This is a genomic window from Adhaeribacter aerolatus (assembly GCF_007991635.1).
Taxonomy (GTDB): Bacteria; Bacteroidota; Bacteroidia; order Cytophagales; family Hymenobacteraceae; genus Adhaeribacter; species Adhaeribacter aerolatus.
The window spans coordinates 68,446-91,518 of the sequence record NZ_BJYS01000023.1 but is presented as its reverse complement, the minus strand read 5'-3'; the positions used below and the strand labels follow the sequence as shown (position 1 = coordinate 91,518).

13 protein-coding genes are annotated in these 23,073 nt (G+C 45.0%); 8 read left to right on the top strand and 5 right to left on the bottom strand.

Annotation, left to right across the window (positions count from 1 at the left end):
• Nucleotides 1-107: 107 nt before the first annotated feature.
• Complete coding sequence (locus AAE02nite_RS15590; protein WP_246151084.1) at nucleotides 108-3,512, top strand: PVC-type heme-binding CxxCH protein; 3,405 nt, start codon at nucleotides 108-110, stop codon at nucleotides 3,510-3,512.
• A gap of 262 nt (nucleotides 3,513-3,774) precedes the next feature.
• On the opposite strand, the gene AAE02nite_RS15585 is transcribed toward AAE02nite_RS15590, so the two are convergent.
• The 3 genes from AAE02nite_RS15585 to AAE02nite_RS15575 form a co-directional block, all read right to left on the bottom strand.
• Nucleotides 3,775-4,896, bottom strand: a complete 1,122-nt coding sequence (locus AAE02nite_RS15585; protein ID WP_146899371.1) for an endo-1,4-beta-xylanase — start codon at nucleotides 4,894-4,896, stop codon at nucleotides 3,775-3,777.
• A gap of 280 nt (nucleotides 4,897-5,176) precedes the next feature.
• The gene (locus AAE02nite_RS15580) at nucleotides 5,177-7,345 is read right to left on the bottom strand and encodes an alpha-glucuronidase family glycosyl hydrolase (protein WP_146899368.1); all 2,169 of its coding nucleotides are present in this window, start codon (nucleotides 7,343-7,345) and stop codon (nucleotides 5,177-5,179) included.
• Nucleotides 7,346-7,366: 21 nt separating this feature from the next.
• On the bottom strand, nucleotides 7,367-8,416 hold the full coding sequence (locus tag AAE02nite_RS15575; protein WP_146899365.1) for a LacI family DNA-binding transcriptional regulator: 1,050 nt from the start codon (nucleotides 8,414-8,416) through the stop codon (nucleotides 7,367-7,369).
• Between the two features lie 715 nt (nucleotides 8,417-9,131).
• On the opposite strand from AAE02nite_RS15575, the gene AAE02nite_RS15570 reads away from it, so the two are divergent.
• The 7 genes from AAE02nite_RS15570 to uxuA all read left to right on the top strand — a co-directional run bounded on the left by AAE02nite_RS15570 (nucleotide 9,132) and on the right by uxuA (nucleotide 19,912).
• Nucleotides 9,132-9,452, top strand: a complete 321-nt coding sequence (locus AAE02nite_RS15570; RefSeq protein WP_146899362.1) for a hypothetical protein — start codon at nucleotides 9,132-9,134, stop codon at nucleotides 9,450-9,452.
• Nucleotides 9,453-9,476: 24 nt separating this feature from the next.
• Nucleotides 9,477-10,334 carry a ThuA domain-containing protein gene (locus AAE02nite_RS15565; RefSeq protein ID WP_146899359.1) on the top strand — a complete coding sequence of 286 codons (858 nt, stop codon included), beginning with the start codon at nucleotides 9,477-9,479 and terminating at the stop codon, nucleotides 10,332-10,334.
• Between the two features lie 52 nt (nucleotides 10,335-10,386).
• A complete protein-coding gene (locus AAE02nite_RS15560) occupies nucleotides 10,387-11,823 on the top strand; it encodes a Gfo/Idh/MocA family protein (protein WP_146899356.1) in 1,437 nt (478 codons plus the stop codon).
• 582 nt (nucleotides 11,824-12,405) lie between these two features.
• Entirely contained in the window at nucleotides 12,406-15,570 is a 3,165-nt protein-coding gene (locus tag AAE02nite_RS15555; protein WP_146899353.1) for a SusC/RagA family TonB-linked outer membrane protein, read from the top strand.
• A 32-nt stretch (nucleotides 15,571-15,602) separates the two neighbouring features.
• A complete protein-coding gene (locus tag AAE02nite_RS15550; RefSeq protein ID WP_146899350.1) occupies nucleotides 15,603-17,444 on the top strand; it encodes a RagB/SusD family nutrient uptake outer membrane protein in 1,842 nt (613 codons plus the stop codon).
• A 284-nt stretch (nucleotides 17,445-17,728) separates the two neighbouring features.
• Nucleotides 17,729-18,532: an SDR family oxidoreductase gene (locus tag AAE02nite_RS15545; RefSeq protein WP_146899347.1), complete on the top strand. Its 804-nt coding sequence runs from the start codon at nucleotides 17,729-17,731 to the stop codon at nucleotides 18,530-18,532.
• A 210-nt stretch (nucleotides 18,533-18,742) separates the two neighbouring features.
• Nucleotides 18,743-19,912 (top strand): mannonate dehydratase, encoded by a 1,170-nt coding sequence (uxuA, locus tag AAE02nite_RS15540; RefSeq protein WP_146899343.1) that lies wholly within the window; start codon nucleotides 18,743-18,745, stop codon nucleotides 19,910-19,912.
• A gap of 65 nt (nucleotides 19,913-19,977) precedes the next feature.
• On the opposite strand, the gene AAE02nite_RS15535 is transcribed toward uxuA, so the two are convergent.
• Both AAE02nite_RS15535 and AAE02nite_RS15530 read right to left on the bottom strand, forming a co-directional pair.
• The gene (locus AAE02nite_RS15535; protein ID WP_146899340.1) at nucleotides 19,978-21,009 is read right to left on the bottom strand and encodes a spore photoproduct lyase family protein; all 1,032 of its coding nucleotides are present in this window, start codon (nucleotides 21,007-21,009) and stop codon (nucleotides 19,978-19,980) included.
• 499 nt (nucleotides 21,010-21,508) lie between these two features.
• Entirely contained in the window at nucleotides 21,509-22,900 is a 1,392-nt protein-coding gene (locus AAE02nite_RS15530; RefSeq protein WP_146899337.1) for an aldehyde dehydrogenase, read from the bottom strand.
• Nucleotides 22,901-23,073: the final 173 nt, after the last annotated feature.

The following is a 23,073-nucleotide window of genomic DNA, read 5'->3' as shown; positions in this document are numbered from 1 at the left end:
TAAGTACAGCTAAACCTGGATTAAATCGAATATTTTCCGTTTCGGGGTGGGCCGCAAAAGTTTGGGGCGGAATATTTATTATTCCGGTGGTGCTGCTTTTTACGGCAATGATAAACCAGGAAGACGACCAGGACAATCCGGACCCGAAAGACGAACTGGCCTCCTTTAAAATTGCCGATGGTTTTGAAGTAACTTTGTTTGCCGCGGAGCCGCTGGTGGCTAAGCCAATTCAGATGAACTGGGACGCCGATGGGCGGTTGTGGGTCGTAAGCAGTACCGCTTATCCGCACCTGAAAACAGGCGAAGAAGCCAACGATAAAATATTTGTGCTGGAAGATACAAATAAAGATGGCAAGGCTGATAAATCAACGGTTTTTGCCGAAGGCTTACTCACACCCACCGGAATATTGCCGGGCGATGGCGGCGTTTACGTGGCCAACTCCACCGAAATATTACACTTTGCCGACACCGATAACGATGGCAAAGCTGACCAACGGCGGGTAATATTAACCGGTTTTGGCACCGCCGATACCCACCACCTGATTCATACTTTCCGCTGGGGGCCGGAAGGTAGCCTGTATTTTAATCAGTCAATTTATATCTACAGCCACGTTGAAACGCCCGCGGGTGTTAAGCGCCTGGAAGGCGGCGGCGTGTGGCAACTACGACCTAAAAACCTGGCGTTAGATGTGTACGCCAAAGGCCTGATTAACCCTTGGGGACTGCAATTCAACCGCTGGGGCCAATCTTTTCTGACCGATGGGGCCGGTAACGAAGGTATTAATTATGCCTTTCCGGGAGCAACGTTTGTAACCTCGCCGGGCGCCGAAAGAATTATTAGGGGTTTAAATCCGGGCCAGCCCAAACACAGCGGCCTGGAAGTTATTTCGGGCCGGCACTTACCGGAATCGTGGCAAAATAGCGTTATCACCAACGATTTCCGGGCCAACCGCATAAACCGTTTCCGGCTGGAAGAGCAGGGTAGTGGCTATGCTTCCAAGCAGGTAGAAGATTTATTATGGACCGATCACGTGGCTTTCCGGCCGGTAGATATTTCGGTGGGCCCTGATGGCGCTATTTACGTAGCCGATTGGTACAACCCCATTATTCAGCACGGCGAAGTAGATTTTCATGATCCGCGCCGCGACCAGCAGCACGGCCGTATCTGGCGGATTGTGGCGAAAAACCGGCCGCTGGTGAAAACGCCGCAACTAACAAAAGCTTCGGTGCCGGAATTATTAGAGGCCTTAAAATTACCCGAAGACTGGACCCGTTCGCAGGCTAGGCTGGTACTAAAATCCCGCGGCGAAAAAGAAGTAATTCCGGCATTGCAAAAATGGATCAGCAACCTGGATAAAAAAGATTCGGATTACGAACATCAGTTGTTAGAGGCCTTGTGGGTGTACCAGTCGCTGGATGTGGTAAACGAGCCGCTGCTCCTGAATTTAATAAATGCCCAAAACCACCAGGCCCGCGCGGCCGGATTGCGGGCCTTGCAACTCTGGCATAACAAAATAGCGAATATGCCCGCCCTGCTTACCAAAGCCGTGCAGGATAAGCATCCGCAGGTGCGGTTAGAAGCCGTAATTGCCCTCCGGAAAGTAAAAACGGCCGAAGCGGCTCGTACGGCTTTAGCGGTATTAGACCAGCCGATGGATGAATTTTTAGATTATGCCCTTTGGCAAACCACCCGCGAACTGGAACCAGCCTTAATGGCCCGCCTGAAAACGGAGCCGGAATTTTTAGGGAGTGCCCAGAAAACCGCTTTTGTGCTTAAATCGGTAAATAATCCGGAGGCCGTTACCCCGCTCGTGCAGTTGTATCAGAAAAATGTAGTGCCCGAAGCGTACCAGGCAGATGTACTAAACGCGGTTGCCAAGCGGGGGAAGACCGCTGATTTAAATATTTTGTTCGATATGGCGGTGCAGGGTTATGCCGGGCAAAGTAAAAATGTAGCGGCTCAGTTAGGTGCCTTGGCGGAGGCCGCCCGGCAGCGGGGATTAAAACCGGACAAAAACTTAAACCGGATTGCCAGCTTTACCACTAGTCCTGACGAGGCCATTGTGCTGAATGCAGTGCGTTTAATGGGCTATTGGCAGCTAATAGAAATGCGGCCGCAGTTAACCAAACTCATTCAGCACCAAGATAAAAATATTAAGAAAGCGGCTTTAGCCGCGCTGGTTACATTAGATAAAAATAAAGGTGAAAAATTATTAACGGAACTGGCCCGCGGAAAAAATCCGGCTGACTTAAAAATTTTAGCAACGGCCCAACTGGTACCTTTAAACGTAACGGAAGCTTCCCGGATTGGGGCTGAATTATTGCGCACAATGCCGGAAAAAACCGATGCTGCTGATTTGTTCCAGGCCTTTTTTGCGCATAAGCAGGGCACACAGTTATTGGCCGAAGCCATTATGGCGAAAAAAATACCGGCAAATACAGCTAAAGCCATCCGCCCAGCCTTTCAGCGACAGATTCCTTGGGGTAAGCAAAAAAACGAAGAGGTGCTATTGATGATAAAAGCCCTGGAAGCTTCCGGTGGGTTCCTGCCCACCGAACGCATGCCGCAGCAGCTCAGCAGCCAGGATATTAACAAGTTAGCCGTAGAAATAAGAGGCAGCGCTAATCCCGATTTAGGCGAGGCCGTATTTCGTAAAACCAATTGTACTACCTGCCACGCTATTGGCGGCGCCGGTGGCCTGAATGGTCCGGATTTAAGCAGTTTGGGCACCAGCTCACCCGTAGAAACTATCATCAATTCTATTCTTTACCCGTCTAACTCCATAAAAGAAGGCTACGAACTGCAACGGGTAGCTAAAAAAGACGGCTCCGAAATGATGGGTTACCTGGTAAGTAACGGTACCTCGGAGATTGTGATGCGCGATGCCGCCGGCAAGGGTGTCGCTATTCCTAAAAACCAGATTAATTCACTCACAAAAATACCTGGTTCCCTGATGCCACCCGGTTTAACGGCCGGCTTGGAGAAAGAAGAATTTATGAATCTGGTTGGGTTTCTTTCTAAATTAGGTGAATCGGGTAAATACCGGGTGCCCACCGACCGTTTTGTCCGGCGCTGGGAAACCCTGGCCGCGAATAAAGAAACCGCTAAAAAACTCAGCGACGAAGGATTAGGTTATCTGTTGAAAGAAAATACCAAGATAGCGTTGGTGCCAGCCTACAGCAAAGTTGCCGGCGACTTGCCCATTGAAGAATTGCCCATTGCCGGGGTTAATGGAAAACAGCCATACAGTATTGTCCGGTTTGAGGTAGAAGTATTGAATAAAGGTCAGGTAAACTTTGCCTTCAACTCTACCGCCGGCCTTACGGCATGGGCCGGGCAAAAGCCACTGGCGCTAGCTAACAATCAGGCCACGGTTACCGAGCTTCCCCAAGGTATCCATCAAATTACGCTGGCTATTGATAGGAACATACGCCCGAAAGGACCGCTTAGTATAATGTTACGAGAGGCTGGCGATACAGCTGCTCAAACCCGGCTGGTTATGGGGCAATAGAGATGGCTGGCCTATCTTTTATAAAAATAAAACCCACTGTATAAGTGGGTTTTATTTTTATATCTGCTGCCATATAATATTATTTAATCTCATCTCTCCTAAAGAACAGGCTCTTATCCATCTGGTTTAATCGTCTGCTCAGGCTTTTTTTGTCAGTTAATGACCGCTACCTAAAGCAATTTGGTACGATAAAAAATACCTCTTTTTGCATTGGGTATGGGGTTGTTAATTATTTACCGGAAATCCAGCCAAAAAGGGTTATTTAAGATTTTGCTTTTTTTGCCGTATTAATTACTTCCCGGAAAGCTGGTTTAGGTTGATAATTGCGGTCGAAGAGCAGTGGGTAACTGGTACGGCCTTTAATGGGCCAATTGTTCAGCCATGAGTTCGCATCCGTTACCCCCCAGAAAGTTATCCGATCTATTTTATCGGCGTGCTTGTGGAACAAAGTAAATATTTCGGCATAGCGCTTGGATAGCTTTTGCTGCACCGAATCCGGCAAACCTTGGGTATAAACATTAAATTTTTCGTCCTGACCAAAAGTCTCGGCAATATCGGCGCCTTGCCGGCGACTAGGGTTCGGCAGCACATCAATATCAAACTCGGTAAAATTAACCTTTACGCCCAGTTTCGAGAAAGCCACAATGCTGGCCTCAATTTGGGCAATAGTTGGTACAGTTAACCCATAGTGCCCTTGCATCCCGATAGCTTTAACCGGAATACCTTTGGCTTGCAAGCTTTTTACCAGTTTAATGGTGCCTTCGCGTTTATCAGCGCGGTACAGGCTGTAATCGTTGTAATATAATTCAGCTTTAGGGTCGGCTTTGTGGGCAAACTCAAAAGCTTTGGCTGCGAAATCTTCGCCGATAATATCAAGCCACTTGGTTTTACGCATGCCACCATCCTGATCGTTTATGGCTTCGTTTACCACATCCCAGCCGTGTATTTTACCTTTATAACGCCCTACTACCGCATTAATGTGGTCTTCCATCCGCTTCAGCAATACTTCGCGACTAACCGGTTTGCCGGCTGCATCTTCGAAAACCCAATTAGGCGTTTGCTGGTGCCAAACCAAAGTATGCCCCACTACAAACATTTTATTTTGCTGACCAAAAGCTACGTAGTCGTCGGCAGGTTTCCAGTTGTAAGTATTTGGCTGCGGGTGTACAGGTCCCCATTTCAGCGAATTTTCCGGACTGATGGTATTAAATTGTTTTTTGATTAAAGCAACCGCTTTTTCATCGCGGCCACCTACGTGGGCATTGTTTAAGGCCGCACCTACGTAAAAATCTTTGGCAAAAGCTTCTTTTAAGCTGGGTTCCGATTTTTGCACAAAGCCCAGGCCAAACGCCGCCAGGCAAGCTTTGATAATTATTTTTTTCATTTTATGGGAAAGCGTTTAAGGGAATTCTAATTAGAAGAATATTTTGGGGAGAGACAATCCTTACAACAGAATTATTTTTTAATAAAACCGCTGTTGTACAAGCTGAAAAATTATTTACTGATGTCAGGCAATAATCGCTCGCTTACCTTTTTAAGGTTGCGGAGTCCACCCTTGTCATTCAGGAGGAACCTATTTAGCAGTGAGCCAATAAGTTTGCTCCTGAATAACAGGGGTGAGTTCCTTAATCTTTGTTTTCTTATTTCTGCGTAACATGAGCTATTTATATGCCCGGCACAAATTTGGTCTCTATTTTCATGTAATGCTCCAAAGTATTTTCTGGTTTTGGTAAGCCGGCCGGCAATGGTCTCTTCGAGATGGATTGGAAATACAATACACAAGCATCGCGCCACCACCGGGCTTCTTTTTCCTGAATGCCTAAAAAGGTTTTCACGTGCCGGAATCGCTCCGGGTCTACGTAGTCTTCCTGCTGGTTCCACGTTTGCTGCATTTGCTGCACGCCATTTACGCCACTGTAATACCGGTGGCAAAGCTCATCCCACAAAGTGCGCCCTGATTTTACTTTGTAATCCCAGCTTACCCTATGAAACCATAGCAGGAATTCTTCGGGACAGGTAGCCAGGTTTCCAAATTGCTGCTGCACCGGCGTGAAATATTGGGCTAGGGCATTACTGCCAGAGGCTGTGCGGTCGAATCCAATGCTATCGGCGCTGGCCCGGTGGTAATACACCGCGGTCCAGTCGGCACGTTTCTTTTTATCTACCCACGGGCCCGGACCGTAGTGGTGGTCCCAACCCATAATGTGGTGTAGGCCCAGCGGCGTCATGTAATTAACCAATATTTCGCGCGACTGCAGCATCATATCCTTAACCGGCGAAACAAATTTTTCCTCGTTGTTAAAGGTCATGCGCAGCCACTCGTCCGCAATGGCTTCGGAGCTTAACGTATGATCCCAGGCCAGCCGCCCGAAGGTGTACCAGTTAGACTGCCCGAACATATGCCCGGTCCAGTTGCGGTCGTTACCAATATTGGTTACACCGGCCATACCGGTAAGCTGGTAGTTATGCAAAGTGCCATCTACCACTTTGGCTACCGTTGAACCGGCGCCTTTGGCGTGCGTATCCGAATCCAAAACTTCTTTGTACAGCGGCGCCTGGTACACCAGGTTCGTGGCCTGGCCTAAATATTCCTGCGTAATCTGGAATTCCATCATGAGTGGGGTTTGGGGCATGGCGCCAAACAAGGGGTGAAATGGCTCGCGGGGCTGAAAATCGAGCGGACCGTTTTTAACCTGTACCATTACATTTTTCCGGAATTTACCATCCAAGGGTTTAAACTCGTTGTAAGCTTGTTTAATCCGGTCTTCGGGTACTTCGTTGTCGTATACAAAGGCGCGCCACATCACAATACCACCTCTAGGCGCTACGGCATCTGCCAGCATATTGGCGCCGTCGGCATGGGTGCGTTTATAGTTTTGCGGACCCGGTTGGCCTTCGGAGTTAGCTTTAACTAAAAAGCCGCCAAAATCCGGAATGTAGGTATAAATTTCTTCGGCTTTATTTTTCCACCAGGCTTGAACTTGTGCATCTAGCGGGTCAGCGGTTTTTAAGCCACCAATTTCGATCGGGGCGCTAAAGCGGGCCGTCAGGTAAACCTTTAAACCGTACGGCCGGAAAGCATCGGCCAAAGCTTTTACTTTTTCCAGGTAAGGTTTAGTTAAAATTAAAGCATTGGCGTTTACATTGGTTAGCACCGTGCCGTTAATGCCGATAGAAGCGTTGGCCCGGGCATAGTCCAGGTAGCGGTCATCGATATAATCCGGTAGTTTGTGCCAGTCCCACAGCGAAAAGCCGGCGTAACCCCTTTCTACAGTTCTGTCCAAATTATCCCAGTGGTTCAGGATGCGGTGCTGGGTTTTAGGCGCATTGCTGATGTTTAATTGATCAATATTTTGATGGGTCTGGATTAAACGCAGGAAATGAAATACTCCGTAAAGTGCGCCTACATCGGTATTAGCGGCAATTACGGTGGCTTTTTTGCTGTTAACGGTGGTGGTTAAAATTAAATATCCTTCTTTACCAACCGAGCTAAGTTTTTGGCCCAGGTTTAAAGCGGCAATAGCCGGCGAGTTTTGGGGCGTACCCACCACCAGGCTATTATTAAGTTTTAAGTTGTCTTTTATTTCTATCGCTTTGCCTAGTAAACCTTGCAGGCCTTGTTGTAATTCCTGTCTGGCTACCGTAAGGGTAGGAGAGCTGCCCTCGATTATTACCTGCTGTACCCGGCCCTGATACTGTTTTAACTTTCTGGCGTCTTTTATTAAATCGTAGCGTTGCCAAAGGCGGTAACCATCTTCGGCGTAAGCGCCCACCGAAAGGCCGGTCAGGCAAAAGAAAAATAAAAAAGTAAAAACAATTATGTTTCGCATCATAAAATATTACCTGCTCTGGTTTTAAATATGCTCTGGGTGCCGCAACGACGACTCCCGGATAATCAGTTCGGAACGCAAGATTATGGTATTGGTATTGTTAATATTGGCAGTGCCATTTAAATGGTTAATCAGGTTTTGGGCCGCAACTTCTCCCATTTCGGAGCCCGGATAATCTACCGTAGTTAGGTTTGGTTCCACTACTTTCGAAACCGGGTCGTTGTTAAACCCCGCAAAGGCAATATCCTGCGGAATAGCAATACCGGCTTGTTTCAGGGTTTGCAGGCAGCTAACGGCGCAGGCATCATTGGCTGCAAATACGCCATCGGGCAAGGGATTCATCTGCAGAATTTTTTCGGCCGCTTCCACCCCGGCTTCCACACTCAGGTTTGTTTCTAAGATCAGGTTCGGGTCTAATGCCAGATTGTGGTCGGTCAACGCATATTTATAGCCTTTTAGCCGGTCGGCGTAAACGTTTCTTTTCAGGTTACCCGTAATATGAACAATGCGGCGGCATCCTTGCCCAATTAAATGGGCGGTAACTTCCTGCGCCGCCTTTATATTATCAATAACAATGCCGGTGCACTGTTTATGATTAAATACCCGGTCGAAGAATATGACCGGAATTCCTTTTTTCAGGAAGTCTTTAAAGTGGTCAATATTGTCGGTGTCGTAGGCCAGGGAAACCAGTAAGCCATCTACGCGGCTGTTAAACATAGTTTGGGCATTGGTGGCTTCTTTTTTGGCTGTCTCCAAAGATTGGCTGATAATTAGATTATAGCCGGCCTGGTTGGCTACTTTTTCCATTCCTGCTATTACCGACGACATAAAATTACTATTGAGCCGGGGCACAATAACGCCAATGGTATTCGTTCGCTGCCGGCGCAGGTTGCTGGCAAAAGTATTCGAGCGGTAGCCCATTTCCTTTGCCATACTAAATATTTTCTTTTTGGTTTCCTTATTAACAGCCGGATGGTCGTTCAGGCCGCGGCTAACCGTTGCCGGTGAAATATTCAATTTCCGGGCTATATCGTAGATGGTAATTTCCTTATTTCCGGTACTAATTATTTGCATGAATTTATAGTTGCTTTTATCAGACTGAAACTAAAATGAAATTTTATGCAATCGATTGCAATTTAAGGTTTTTCTTTTATTGTGCTTGTATGCTGGCTAATTAAAAATCTCAGAATTATATTCTTTTTAAATCTAATTTATTAACTGTGGAATTCAGGCCGATTTATTCACAAAAAAAATCTTTATAAGCTGGTAAGAACAGCTTCCTTAATCAAACTGGTTGTAAAATTAAATGGATAAAATATTGCATTCATCACTAATTATCAATGGAATAAGCTCCGATGCTGTATTTTATTTATGTGCCAGAACTACCAGATTAAGGAAACTTAATTATATAATTAAATGACACAGTTTAGTAAGCATTATTATGAAAGAGGTTGGTACGAAGTGTATTAAAATATATTTCCTTTATTACGGATTTAGTTAAAGATTTTTTAATAGGAAGTGGAAGTTGTAGGGATAATAGAATATTTAATAATTAATTTATGCAATCGGTTGATATTTCTAAAATGTTTTACTTAATTGGGATTTCAAAATATTGCATAAAGCTTTTGTGTATTAGGTTAATATTCCTGGATTTTTCCAGTGCTAATTACCTCATACTCGACTATAGAATGCAGACAAAATTATAGTTGGTATTTATAAATCATTGATTTACAATTACATTTTATTAATTGTGAGCGTTTGTTGCCACAACAATTATTCAAATATTTTTATGCCGGTTATACAAAGTAGTTTAAACTATCAGAATCACTTTGATGCCGATCCTAAAGCTGTAAAACTTATCTCTTACTGCTGTTCGAAAAACACGGGCCAGATTTACAACGGTATTAATATGTCTATCGATTACCAGGAACTATTACAAAGCAAAAAAGGAGGCGCCATATTTATTTGTGCAACCGGCCATTGGCAAACCTCTATCATCCGGCATTCGGCCGAAGCCTATAAGTTTAATTATATGCTGGCAATTCCCGCCTTAGCCATTGTGGAAAGACCGGTTTCTGCCTATTTACACCAATCCAGGACAAAATTTTAAACTAGTACCCATCTGCTTACACCTATGAAAGTATTTTTTAAAAGCTTACTTCTTTGTTTAATAACAGCTTGTTTAACAGCAGGTGCGCCACCCCAGAACGCCGCCAATGTAAACTGGAAAAAAGTAAAGGTTTTGGTGTATACCAAGAACGGTAAAGGATATGTACATGATAATATTCCGTTTGCTGCAAAAAGTATTCAGAAGATGGGCCAGGAGAATGGGTTTACGGTAGAGGTAAGCGATGACCCAACTATTTTTAACGAGGCGAAACTGAAAGATTTTACCATGCTCATCTTTACCAGTACCAACAACGATGTATTTGACACCGATGCGCAAAGAACTGCGTTCCGGCGGTATATACAGGCCGGTGGCGGGTTTGTAGGTGTTCATTCAGTAACCGGTACCGAGCGAAACTGGACCTGGTTTAAGCAAATGGTGGGCGGAACCTTTGTCTGGCATGCCAAAAACCAGGTATTTAGTGTAAAATTAATTGACCCGGCGCACCCCTCCATGCAAGGTTTACCAAAGGTTTGGGAGCGCAGTTTAGGCGACGAATGCTATTTTACGAAAGAGCTTTATCCGGGCATAAAAGTTACCATGGCCCACGACCTGACCTCTTTCAAAGCCTTAGATGCTGCCGATGCGGAAAAGGTAAAGCAATATTCCGGCCCTTATAAAGATTTGTTTCCAGCGGTATGGTATCAGAATTTCGATGGTGGTAATATTTGGGTTACCACCTTGGGCCATAACAAAGAATATTACCAGGAGCCTATGTTCCTCAAACACCTGTTACAAGGAATACAATTTATTGCCAGCCAAAGCAAAAAACTCGATTATACCAAAGCGTATGCCCAATCGAAAGATGCTCCCGTGCGATATTGAATTTAACTAAACCTTATTATTATAATTATCCACTAGCCACATCAAACTTATTATGAATACAAATGAGAATAATTTAAATAGCCGAAGGGAATTTATTAAGAAAGCGGCAAAAAGCGCATTAGTTACCTCTGTGGCCATCACCGGCTTTCCTACTATAGTGCCTGCCTCGGTGTTTGGTAAAAATGCGCCCAGCAATAAAATAAATATCGGGCAGATTGGGATTGGCCGGATAGCCCGGGGCCATGATTTACCCGAAACCTTTAAGTATGATGTGGCCCGGATTATGGCAGTAGCCGACGTAGATAAAAGCCGCTTACAAAGCGGCAAGCAGCTGATAGAAGGTTGGTACGATAAAAAAATGAATACCAAAGGCTACCTGGATGTAAAAATCTACGACGACTATAAAGAACTGCTGGCCAATAAAGATATTGATGCCGTCATGATCAGTACCCCAGATCATTGGCACGCGCAACCCGCTATAGAAGCCGCGATGGCCGGCAAGCATATTTACTTGCAAAAACCAACTTCCCTTACCATAGAAGAAGGCCGGCAAATGAGCGATGCCGTGCGTAAATCGGGTGTTACGTTCCAGTTAGGCAGTCAGCAGCGTTCCATCAGTCCCTGGCCCCAGTTTAAAAAGGCTTGCGAACTGGTTAGGAATGGCCGCATTGGTAAATTAGTAAATGTGCATGTAGGTTTGCCTTCCGACCCTGCCGGTGGCAGCACTGCCGAAATGCCTATTCCGGAAAACCTCAATTACGATATGTGGTTGGGCTCTACCCCTTATATCTATTATACCGAAGAGCGGGTACATTCGCAAAAAGATGTTAATTCCCGTCCGGGGTGGCTGCGCTGCGAACAATTTGGGGCCGGCATGATTACCGGTTGGGGCGTACACCACATCGATATTGCCCATTGGGGAATGAATACCGAACTAACCGGCCCCATTGAGATTGAAGCAAAATTTGCGGATTTCCCGAAAAAAGGATTATGGTCGGTGCACGGCGATTATGCCGTAGAATCGAAATATGCCAACGGGGTTACCATGTTTATAAACAGCAAAAACCCGAACGGTATTAAGTTTGAAGGAACCAACGGCTGGATTTTTGTTACCCGCAGCGAAGGGGGCGTAACCGCATCGGACCCAACTTCTGGCGGCAAACAGAGCAAAGCGTTCACCGCCAGCGATCCAAAAATATTAACTTCCCAAATAGGACCCAAAGAAACCCATCTGTACGCCAGTCCGGAACAGCACGGTAATTGGCTCGATTGTATCCAGAATAAAAAGGAAACCATTAGTCCGGCCGAGGTGGCGCATCGTTCGTGCAGTGCCTGTTTGCTGGCGCACGCCGCCATGAAAGTGCCGGGTAAACTATATTGGGATCCGAAAAAAGAAGAGTTTAAAGGTAATGCCGAAGCTAATAAATTACTCTCCAGACCGCAGCGGTACCCGTACGGCACAAATTATGTGGTAAACAGAAAAAGCTAATTAATTTTCTAATTCCTGGTTGCAAGCCTCACGCGAATGGAGAAAGTGATATACTAATCTTCTCCGTTCGCGACCTTACCGGCAGAAATGCGTTTTTAAAGCCAGGAGTAGCCTTTTAGAATCGGCTCTTACAGATAGTCAAATTTAATTTTCGGGTAAAGGTAAATAGGCCTTCCGGAAATCCGGAATATACCTCTCCCCCAATACCTCCTGGGTAGAAGCCATTTGGTTGTATAGGGACTTGATATTACTACTTATGAGAGTACTTAAAGGTAATTTTATGAAAGTATTAATATTGTAAGAATAGCCTTTACTAAAGTTAAAGTTTGTCTTAGCTGTATTTATAATTTATTGTTTATTAAATTCTGGATAAACCAACAACGTAGTAGTTTGGCTGCATAGCGCGTTGCTGTTTTTTTAAAGCAGAAAACAGTTGTAATAATATTTATGTTTCTCGCCGGAACATTCTTCTGCTTTTAGATTGGTTAAATATAGCGCTCACGAAAGTCAAGTTACGAGTGCGGTCTGCTTTTAGCATAATAATTTTCAATTTTTTCTCATTCAAATAACTTAATCCGCCACATGAAAAATCCCTTACTCAAACTTCCTTGGAGCATGATCCCAATCGTGCTCTGTCTGCTGCTTACTGTGCAACTCGCCCAGGCACAAGCGGGACAAACGCAAAGCCAGGGGCAATTTGCCGTTTCCGGCCGCATAACCTCTAATAATGGCGAAGCCCTGCCGGGTGTTACTATTGTAGTGAAAGGTACGACTATTGGCACCACTTCCGATGCCGGTGGGCGCTATTCCCTTGCGGTTCCCGACAATAAAGGTATTTTAGTTTTTTCTTTCATTGGTTTCACGCCCAAAGAAGTGCCTATAAATGGGCAGCAATCTTTAAATGTTACCTTAACCGATGATGTAAAAGCTCTGGATGAAGTAGTGGTGATTGGCTATGGTACCCAGACAAAACGGGATTTGACTGGTGCCGTATCGCAGGTTAAGGCTACCCAGCTGGAAAATGAGAATCCAAATTCGGTACAGGATGTATTGCGTGGAAATGTACCTGGTTTAAACGTAGGTTTTAGTGCTTCTGCCAAAGGAGGCGGCAGTTTGCAAGTACGTGGGCAGAACACGCTCTCGGCTGGTTCCTCTCCTTTGATTGTACTCGACGGTATTATTTATTACGGTGCATTAGCCGATATAAACCCCAACGATATTGAAACGATTGATGTGTTAAAAGACGCTAGTTCTGCAGCGGTTTACGGAGCCAAGTCAGCTTCCGGCGTTGTGCTTATTACTACTAAAAGAGGGAAAGAGGGCAAGCCGGTGGTTACTTTCGATGCAAGTTTTGGATTGGCTACCCTGGCGAAAGAAGAGAAAGTATACGGCCCCGAAGGATTTATTAAGTGGCGGGAGGATGTGCAAAATAGCCGTGATGTTAATGCAAAGCCCTATACCTATTCTAACCCAAATACTTTGCCTGGCAATTATCCTTTAGCTACCTGGTTAGATGGTGCCACCGGCGACCCGACTGATGTCTGGTTGCAAAGGCTGGGCTTCAACCCCATCGAAATTGAAAATTATAAAGCCGGTAATACTGTCGACTGGGCCGATATGGTATTTCACAACGGGAAACGGCAAGATTATAATGTAAGCCTCTCGGGAAAGAAAGAGGGTGTTTCTTATTATATGTCGTTGGGATACCAGGATAATGAAGGGGTAATTGTTGGCGATCAGTTTACTACTTATCGCAGCCGTCTCAACCTGGAAGGAAAAGTAAATAAATTCCTGACGGTAGGACTAAATACCCAATTTGCGGACCGGGATGAGAGCCATGTGTCTTTTGATGATGATCCAAGCCCTACTTATGCCGATTGGGGTAGAATTATTAATAACTCCCCCTGGGGCTCGGAATATGATAATGAAGGTAACCTCCGGTATAGCCCGGTAGATGAGCCGGGTGGAGGATCCAGGCATCCTTTCCTTTCGATGAGTTATACCGATCGGTTAAGAAAATATACCACGCTTATTTCAACCATATATGGTAAGGTTAACCTGCCATTTGGCGCCACTTACCAGGTTAATTTTTCACCCCGTTTAGAGTGGTTCCGGTATTACAATCATCAGGGAGCAGGCCACCCGGATTGGGCCAAAAAAGGTGGATTAGCCAGCCGGGAACAAAGCCATATTTATAATTGGCAAATTGATAACCTGATAAAATGGAATAAAAAATTTGGAGAAATACACGAATTAGATGTGACGCTCCTGGCCAATGCCGAAAAATATCAAAGCTGGCAAAACGCCATGTCCAACGAAGGTTTTGATCCGCACGACAAACTTGGTTACCATCGGATTCAGGCGGGTATAAATCCCATTATTAGCGCCAGCGACAATTACAGTACCGGCGATGCCCTCATGGCGCGGGTATATTATGCCTTGAAGCAGCGCTACCTTTTAACCTTATCGGTGCGCCGCGATGGCTATTCCGCGTTTGGACAATCTAACCCCCGGGCTACTTTCCCGGCCGCCGCTTTCGGCTGGATTTTTACCGACGAATCTTTTGTGAAAGCAGCACCTGCCCTGAGTTGGTTGAATTATGGGAAGCTGCGGTTTTCCTGGGGTAAAAACGGAAACCGGGATATTGGTCGCTACGATGCTATATCGGATTTAACTTCTGGTAAATACCTCCTGGTAAAGCCGGATGGCACTGTTTACCAAGTTTCCCAGCTGTATGTTAACCGGATGGCTAACCCGGGTTTAAGATGGGAAAGTACAGAGTCTCTGAATGCGGGCTTGGATTTTGGCCTCTTTAATAATGTAATTGACGGCAGTATAGAAGCCTATAAAATGGCTACCACCGATCTGTTGGTACAAAGAGCTTTGCCAGATTTTTTAGGCTTTAACTATGTTTTAGACAACCTGGGTGAAGTCCAGAACAAAGGTATTGAGCTTAATCTTACCAGTCATAATTTCGAAAGAGAAAATATTGCCTGGAAAACCACTTTTAATTTTTCTCTGAACCGGAATAAGATTGTGCATCTGTACGGTGATATGGTGGATGTTAAAGATGAAGCCGGCAACGTAATCGGTCAGAAGGAGCAGGATGATATTTCTAATAGCTGGTTTATCGGCCACGCCATCGACGAAAGATGGGGCTTAAGAACGCTTGGGGTCTGGCAGGAAAATGAGGCTGAACAAGCCGCGAAATATGGTGTAAAGCCAGGCGATTTTAAGGTTAAAGATGTAAACGGCGATTTTAAATACACCAACGACGATAAAGAATTCTTGGGGTATACTGCTCCCCGGTTCAGATGGACCCTCCGGAACGAATTTAAAATATTGAAGAACCTTGATTTTTCCTTTATGATGTATTCCTACTGGGGTCATATTAATACGTTTAACCAGGCAAAAAATAATACCGGTTTCCTGGATCGCTCCAGTTCTTATGTAGTTCCTTACTGGACGCCAGAAAATGCCCGCAATGATTATGCCCGGCTATATTCCAGCAACGGCGGGGCCAGTTTCGATATTTACCGGAAAAAGTCTCTCATCCGGTTAGACAATATTGCTTTGGCTTATACCCTGCCCCGGGAAATTATTCAACGGGCCAGTATTCAGAATCTAAGATTATATTTTACAACCCGCAACGTAGCCTATTATGCCCCTGATTGGTCCTTTTGGGATCCGGAAAATAGTGGTCCTACTCCCAGAACCTATACCCTGGGCTTAAACATGACTTTGTAAAATAATGTGGTAAAATATAACGGAATCAGATTATGAAAATATTATATAAAAAAACGATATACCTTCTGGCCTTGGCTGGTATAAGCACTTTTGGAGTTATTGGTTGTAAAGAGGACTTTTTAAAACCCAAAGTTCTATCTTTTTATGCTCCTGAAAATACCTTTAACGATGCCAATGGCATGCGGTCAGCTTTGGTTGCCGGCTTGCGGAATATGCGTTATGAGTGGTATGGAGATAACCCGCCTATTGTTACTGAACATATTTTTTCCGAATTGGCAGTGGAAGGTACTACCGATAAATCGGGGCCGGCCCAGGATATGAATTTGATGATTACGCCGGATGCTAATTTAAATCATACCGACCGCAATAAAATAGGCTGGTACTGGTATGAAGGATTTAAAGGTATTAAATATGCCAATGTCGTCATTTCCCGGATCGATGAAGCCGTTTTTAAGGATGAGGCCGAACGGAATGCCGTTTTGGGTACAGCTTACTTTCATCGGGCTTTCCGGTATTATCGCCTGACTCAACAGTTTGGAGATGTGCCCTTAATACTGAAGGAAATTCAAACGCCAAAGATGGATTTTTATTCTACCAAGCGGGAGGTTATTCTGCAAAAGATGAAGGAAGATTTGGAGTTTGCCGAGAAGTGGGTACCGGTTACGATAGATAAAGGAGAAGTAACCCGGGGAGCTGTCAGCCATTTACTAACCAAGGTGAATTTGGCCTTAGGTGAATTTGATGCTGCTATTAAGTCGGCCTCCAATGTAATAGACGGGGGCAACCACGCCCTTATGACCACCCGGTTTGGTGTTGATAAAGCCAATGCCACTAAAAATGTAATCTGGGATTTACACCGGCCGGAAAACAAAGCTCTGGCCGAAAATAAGGAAGCCCTGTTGCTGGTTATCGATCGGCTTGCCCTGGACGGTAATTTGGAAGGTGGCATCCAGAGTATGCGCAATGGCGTGCCCCTTTGGGGTAATAACCGAGTATTAACGCCGGGAGGTTTGAAAGGAACCAGCGATGCCGTTAATGCAGAAATTCCGCAGGTTCTAATGACCGGCAGAGGAATTGGCCGCCTCCGGCCAACTTGGTACTATACCGAAACCATTTGGAAGGGTGATAATAAAGATTTGCGCCATTCTCCTGGTAACTGGATGAATATGGAGGATTTGGTTTATAATGATCCGGCTTTGAAGAAAGCAAATAATCCCTGGTATGGTAAAAACCTGGTTAAGTATAATACCAATGGCACCCGTACCACCTCCGATACCATCCGGAATTGGTTCTCCTGGCCGCATTATAAATTATTTGTTCCGGATCCGGAGCGGGTGCAGCCCAGTGGCGGACATACCGATTGGTACGTTTTCCGGTTGGCCGAAACTTATTTATTGAGAGCCGAAGCTTACTACTGGAAAGATAACCTGGCGCTTGCTGCCGCGGATATTAACAAGGTAAGAGCCCGGGCCCAGGCGGCCCCGGTGGCAGCCGGCAATATTACCATTGGCACTATTCTGGATGAGCGGGCAAGGGAATTATATTACGAAGAACCCCGTAAAACGGAACTTACGCGTATTGCCTATTTATTTGCTAAAACTGGTAAACCCGCCTATAATGGTAAAACCTATAACTTGGCCGATTTCTCTAAAGATAATTTCTTTTATGATCGGGTGATGGAGAAGAATGAGTTTTATAATAAGAATGTGCAAACCATTCACGGAGATAAATATACCATGAGTCCTTACCATGTTTTGTGGCCTATTCCGATCAATGCCATTGTCTCAAATAGCAAAGGCCACTTAAATCAAAATATTGGGTATGCTGGGGCAGAGACCAATATACCTGCTTTAACTGAAATTATAGACGAGTAGTTTGATTGGTAAAACTAACTCTCAAGGTCAGTAGATTAATGAAAAAACTGACTGTTCAAGAAGTTGTCGAAATCCATGTAATTTCGGGCCAAGGGCTGCAAAGTAAAGGATTAAGCAACGACAAGGGTAACCTTATTATTTAAACACAGATTACGCGTGTTTTACTATGTTAAATATAAAAAGACCTGGAGAAATAATCTTACAGGTTTTTTTATATTGCCGCTTCATAAACTTATAACGGCTATTTTTTGGCCACAATATAATTGCTTAAATTCTAGAAATACATGTTCAATATTAAAGACAAAGTGATAGTAATTACCGGCGGCACCGGTATTCTGGGAGGTGCCTTTATCAAAGCCATTGCTGAAGCCGGCGGCAAAGTAATAATTTTGGGCCGGAATGCTGAGGTGGGCCGCGAGCGGGAGCAGGAAGTGAAACAAACCGGCGGCGAAGCCTTATTCATCGCAGCAGATGTACTGCAACCGGAGGATCTGGAGCGTGCCTGCGAGCAAATATTAGCAACCTACGGCCGAATAGATGCCCTGGTAAATGCTGCCGGTGGCAACGTGGCCGAAGCAGTCATTGGCCCGGATCAGGATGTCTTTTCGGTTAATATTGAAGCCCTGAAACAGGTATTTGATTTAAATTTATACGGTACGGTTTTACCCACTACTATTTTTGGCCGGCACATGGTAAATAACGGCGGCACTATAATCAATATTTCTTCAATGGCGGCTCAAACAGCTATTACGCGGGTTTTGGGTTACTCTATGGCCAAAGCGGCTATCGATAATTATACCCGTTGGATGGCCGTAGAACTAGCGAACCGGTACGGTGATAAAATCAGGATGAATGCGATTGCCCCCGGCTTTTTTGTAACGAAACAAAACCGGCATCTGTTAACCACCCCCAACGGGGGGTATACCACCCGGGGCGAGGCCGTAATTCGCAGCACGCCTTACAAACGTTTTGGCGAGCCCGAAGAACTTAACGGCGCGCTAATTTGGCTTTTAAGCGATGCCTCTAAATTTGTTAGCGGCGAAGTAATTTGCGTAGACGGCGGTTTCTCGGTTTTTTCGGGCGTTTAGTTATTACCAAAAGTAATTTTAAGTCGCCTTTGGAGGCAGTAGGGGGAGGATTATTTATATTTCCTCAGGAAAAGGATATTATAATTTTTTAATAGGATTCTTATCCTGAAGTTAAATATTAAAATATTGAATTCGTATAGCTCCTCCCCCCTACCCCTCTAAAGGGAGAACTTCGTAAAATTTAGTAAAATAAAAAAGTAAATACAATACATGAAATTGCGAGAAACATGGCGTTGGTTTGGGCCGCAGGACCCGGTAAAGCTGCAGGATATTAAACAAACCGGCGCTGAAGGCATTGTAACGGCCTTGCACCACATTCCACACGGCGAAGTGTGGCCAGTAGAAGAAATAAAAAAGCGACAGGCCGAATTAGCCGCTTATGATCTTACTTGGGATGTAGTAGAAAGCGTTACTATTCACGAATCTATTAAAACCCGAACCGGCGATTACCAGCATTATATTGATTTATACAAAGAATCTCTCCGGAATATTGCGGCCTGCGGCATTAAGATTGTAACCTACAATTTTATGCCCGTTAACGATTGGACCCGGACCGATTTGGACTTGGTTATGTCCGATGGCTCTAAAGCGCTTTACTTTAATTGGTTCGACTTGGCGGTTTTTGATATCCACGTTCTGCAAAGAGAAAACGCCTGCCAGGATTATTCCGAAGCTGTTTTGCAGGAAGCAGAAAAAAGATTTAAGCAATATACGCCGGCACAAATAGAAAAATTGGTAAATATTGTGATGTTTGGTATACCCGGCGAGAAAAAACAAACCCTGGAGGAGATGCGGGCAAATTTGGCCCGGTACCGGGATATTGACCGCACCGAACTACGGGAAAACCTAAAATATTTCTTGCAGCAAATAGCGCCGGTAGCCGAAGATGTAGGAATAAAACTCGCCATTCACCCCGATGATCCGCCGTTTAATATTTTGGGTTTGCCCCGTATTGTGAGTACGGCCGAGGATTTGGAATATATTTTATCGGCGGTACCCAATCAAAGCAATGGCATTTGTTTCTGTACCGGTTCTTTGGGTGCTAACCCCAACAATAATTTGCCCGAAATGGCCCGGATGGTAGGCGACCGCATTCATTTTGTACATTTAAGAAATGTTAAAAAAGATGAGCACGGCAATTTCTACGAGGATGACCACCTGGGCGGCGACGTAGATATGTATGCCGTGATGAAAGAAATCCTGACCATTCAGCAGCAGGTAGCAGAACCCATTCCGTTCCGGCCCGATCACGGTCACCAGATGATGGATGACTTGCATAAAACAACTAATCCTGGTTATTCCTGCATTGGCCGGATGCGCGGCTTGGCAGAACTGCGCGGCTTGCAAGAGGGCATCTGCCGCTCCGAAAACTGGGTTTAGTGCATAATGTAAAAAGCCCCGGTACCTGTTGCAAGTACCGGGGCTTTTGTATGTATAATCCTGGCTTAAAAAATATACCGGATTGAGCACCACGGTATAATTTCCTGCTGCAACTGCTTGAATTCTTCTATTAACTGGGCTTTTAGTTGGTGCTGATAGCGTACATTAATCCCGCCAAACTGGCTTCTCTTGGTTTCCTGCGTAGCCGGCGTCCAGATTAAGTCTTCTGCTTTCGGGTTGATGCTTAAGTTTGCTTCGTGTTGCCAGAAGTTATGCGTTAAAAATATTACTTCGCAACTCATCTGTGCTTTTACCTGCGGGTGTACCGCTTCGTTTAGTTCTTCAAACAACTCGCGGTAATCATCTTGCCAACCTTCGTAGACAATCACCGGCGAAAAGTTAACGTGGACTTCGTAACCGGCCTGGTAAAAATCATTAATAGCAGCAATACGCTTGTCTACCGAATCGGTGCGTACATCTACTAACTTACTTACCTTATGCGGCAATAAACTAAACCGAATGCGAACTTTGCCTTGCGGGTCGCAAGTAAGCATGTCGGAGTTCACGAATTTAGTGGCGAAAGTGGCAAAAGCTTTCGGGTGTTTCCGGTAAAAATCTACGGCTACTTTTACATTGTCCGAAATAGAAGCATCTACCGAAATATCGGAGTTACAGCCAATATCGTAGCTGTAATACAAGGGGTGTGTTTGATTAGGCACTTTGGGCCAAACTTGCTTTTGCACGTGCTTGTCTACGGCGGCCAATATTTCTTCGGTATTAGTAAACAAGGTAATCGGGTTTACGGGCTTGTTGCGGTCTACGTAGCAATAAGCACAGGCTCCTAAACAGCCGTTTGCCAAACTTGGCGAAATAAAATCAGAACTCCGGCCACTTTCCTTGCAAACCAGCGTTTTCAGGCGGCCTAGTACCAATACATTAGACTTTACCTGGTAATGATTGCCGTCTAAAATCGGCAAACGGTTATGTTGTTTTATCTCTTCGCGGATAGCATTCGGGTAGTCTGCCAAAGCCTGTAACCCGCGCTGGTTCAGGGCGTCGGGAGTATATAAAATAGTAGAAGGATTAAGTTTCTGCATACAGAATTATAACAGGTGTAACCTGGGCTTGGTTCAGAAGAGTACTAATTGTATTTATTGATTATCAATAGTTTATAAATATATTTTTAACAGATATGCTCCGGGATAAACAAAAATTATTTGCGAAAACCGGGTGTAAAAACAAAACTAAAAGAACCTGATTTGTAGAGATAAACCAACTCAATCGAATTAAGTTTTCTAAATTTAACGGAAACCCGAAAACCTCCTCATCATTCTGATTAATAAGGTTTGGGTGAAAAGCATTGAGAACTAAGCCGGAATTTTGTAAGTAATAGTTCAAAGAAAATATTAATTTTCTTTGAAATGAAAGCTGTTAAGTATTTTAGAAGCTGTTTGGCATTTTGAAATTACTTAGTCAGCAGCCCTTACCGTGAGTGTGAGTTTTCGCCGGCAAGTAGTCTGCTTTATGGTTGGCTGTGATAACACCGCCAATGGTAACTATAAATGCTGGCAATTGAGATAATAAAAAGCTTCACAGTTAATCCATAAACCATTTAACGTACCGGGCTTTTTTCTCATAGGGCGGATACCGCAGCGGAATATCTAATTTGGTAGTGGCCTTTAATACACCTTTGGCGTGGGTAAAGGTATCGAAACTGTATTTGCCGTGGTAATTGCCCAGTCCACTGGTGCCCACGCCACCGAACGGAATAGCTGGGTTGGCTAAATGTAAAACCGTATCGTTTACACAGCCACCCCCAAACCGTACCTGTTCCATAATATATTTTTCGTGGGCGCTGCTGCCGGTAAATAAATATAAAGCCAAGGGGTAAGGCTGGCGGGCGATTATCCGGGGTACTTCTTCCAGGTGCTGGTACGTCAGGATAGGCAATACCGGCCCGAATATTTCTTCCTGCATGATGGGGTCATCTGGAGAAATATTATCCAGCAGGGTAGGGGAGATATATTTTTCTTCTTCATCTGTTTGGCCACCAACCAGAATCTTTCCGCTCTTCAGAAATTTAGCCACCGCATTGTACCGTTTTTGATTAAGCATCCGGGGGTAATCAGGACTTTGGGCCGGGTCATCGCCGTAAAAATCACGGATGGCTTCTTTAATTAAAGTTACAAACTGGTCTTTAACAGATTGATGCAGAATTAAATAGTCCGGCGCTACGCAGGTTTGACCGGCATTCAGAAATTTGCCCCAGGCAATCCGGCGGGCTGCTACGTGTAAGTTGGCCGTATCGTCTACAATGCAGGGGCTTTTACCACCTAGTTCTAAGGTTACTGGTGTCAGGTGTTTAGCCGCCGCAGCCATAATAATTTTCCCAACCGGTACACTGCCCGTAAAGAAAACGTGGTCGAAGGGAAAATTATCCATCAGCGCCGGCACTACCACGGCACCCGCACCCTGCACTACTGCAATATATTCCGGCGGAAAAGTGTCTTTAATTATTTTTTCAATAGCCTCGGCAGTGCGGGTGGTTTCTTCGGATGGTTTTAAAATGGCACAATTACCGCCGGCGATGGCTCCCACCAGCGGCGAAAGCATGAGTTGAAAGGGATAGTTCCAGGGAGCAATAATTAAAGTAAGCCCAAGTGGGTCGCGGTAAATTTTACTGTGTGCGGGTTGCGCAATCAAAGGGGTTGGCACCCGTTGGGGCTTCATCCATTCTTTCAGGTGCTTCAGGGCATAATTAATTTCTTCATAAACGAAGCCAATTTCGGTGGTGTAGCTTTCGGTGGGCGCCTTGTGCAAATCCTGGTACAAAGCTTCTGTTATCAGTTCCTCGTGTGAGCGCACCGCGTTTTTAAGCCGGATTAGCTGCTGACGCCGGAAAGCATAACTTCTGGTTCTTCCACTCTCAAAGAATTGTCGCTGCTGATTGTACAGACGTTTAAATTCTTCTATTGGCGCTTCGTTCATAACGTATTTATTAAAATAAAAAATTGCTGTTATAAACGATATCGGTATTAGAGGGTTGGTGCCGGCATCGTGTAATTACTGATAAACCCAATTGTTGAGTATTAGTTTAACTGCGGTTGCGGGAGGACCTCACCCTAAATCCCTCTCCTGAAAAAGGAGAGGCACTTTGATTA

Excerpts from the sequence above, each read along its gene's own strand:
- AAE02nite_RS15590 (WP_246151084.1), top strand. The coding sequence starts at position 108 with ATGATAAACCAGGAAGACGACCAGGACAATCCGGACCCGAAAGACGAA.
- AAE02nite_RS15585 (WP_146899371.1), bottom strand. The coding sequence starts at position 4,896 with ATGAAAAAAATAATTATCAAAGCTTGCCTGGCGGCGTTTGGCCTGGGC.
- AAE02nite_RS15580 (WP_146899368.1), bottom strand. The coding sequence starts at position 7,345 with ATGATGCGAAACATAATTGTTTTTACTTTTTTATTTTTCTTTTGCCTG.
- AAE02nite_RS15575 (WP_146899365.1), bottom strand. The coding sequence starts at position 8,416 with ATGCAAATAATTAGTACCGGAAATAAGGAAATTACCATCTACGATATA.
- AAE02nite_RS15570 (WP_146899362.1), top strand. The coding sequence starts at position 9,132 with ATGCCGGTTATACAAAGTAGTTTAAACTATCAGAATCACTTTGATGCC.
- AAE02nite_RS15565 (WP_146899359.1), top strand. The coding sequence starts at position 9,477 with ATGAAAGTATTTTTTAAAAGCTTACTTCTTTGTTTAATAACAGCTTGT.
- AAE02nite_RS15560 (WP_146899356.1), top strand. The coding sequence starts at position 10,387 with ATGAATACAAATGAGAATAATTTAAATAGCCGAAGGGAATTTATTAAG.
- AAE02nite_RS15555 (WP_146899353.1), top strand. The coding sequence starts at position 12,406 with ATGAAAAATCCCTTACTCAAACTTCCTTGGAGCATGATCCCAATCGTG.
- AAE02nite_RS15550 (WP_146899350.1), top strand. The coding sequence starts at position 15,603 with ATGAAAATATTATATAAAAAAACGATATACCTTCTGGCCTTGGCTGGT.
- AAE02nite_RS15545 (WP_146899347.1), top strand. The coding sequence starts at position 17,729 with ATGTTCAATATTAAAGACAAAGTGATAGTAATTACCGGCGGCACCGGT.
- uxuA (WP_146899343.1), top strand. The coding sequence starts at position 18,743 with ATGAAATTGCGAGAAACATGGCGTTGGTTTGGGCCGCAGGACCCGGTA.
- AAE02nite_RS15535 (WP_146899340.1), bottom strand. The coding sequence starts at position 21,009 with ATGCAGAAACTTAATCCTTCTACTATTTTATATACTCCCGACGCCCTG.
- AAE02nite_RS15530 (WP_146899337.1), bottom strand. The coding sequence starts at position 22,900 with ATGAACGAAGCGCCAATAGAAGAATTTAAACGTCTGTACAATCAGCAG.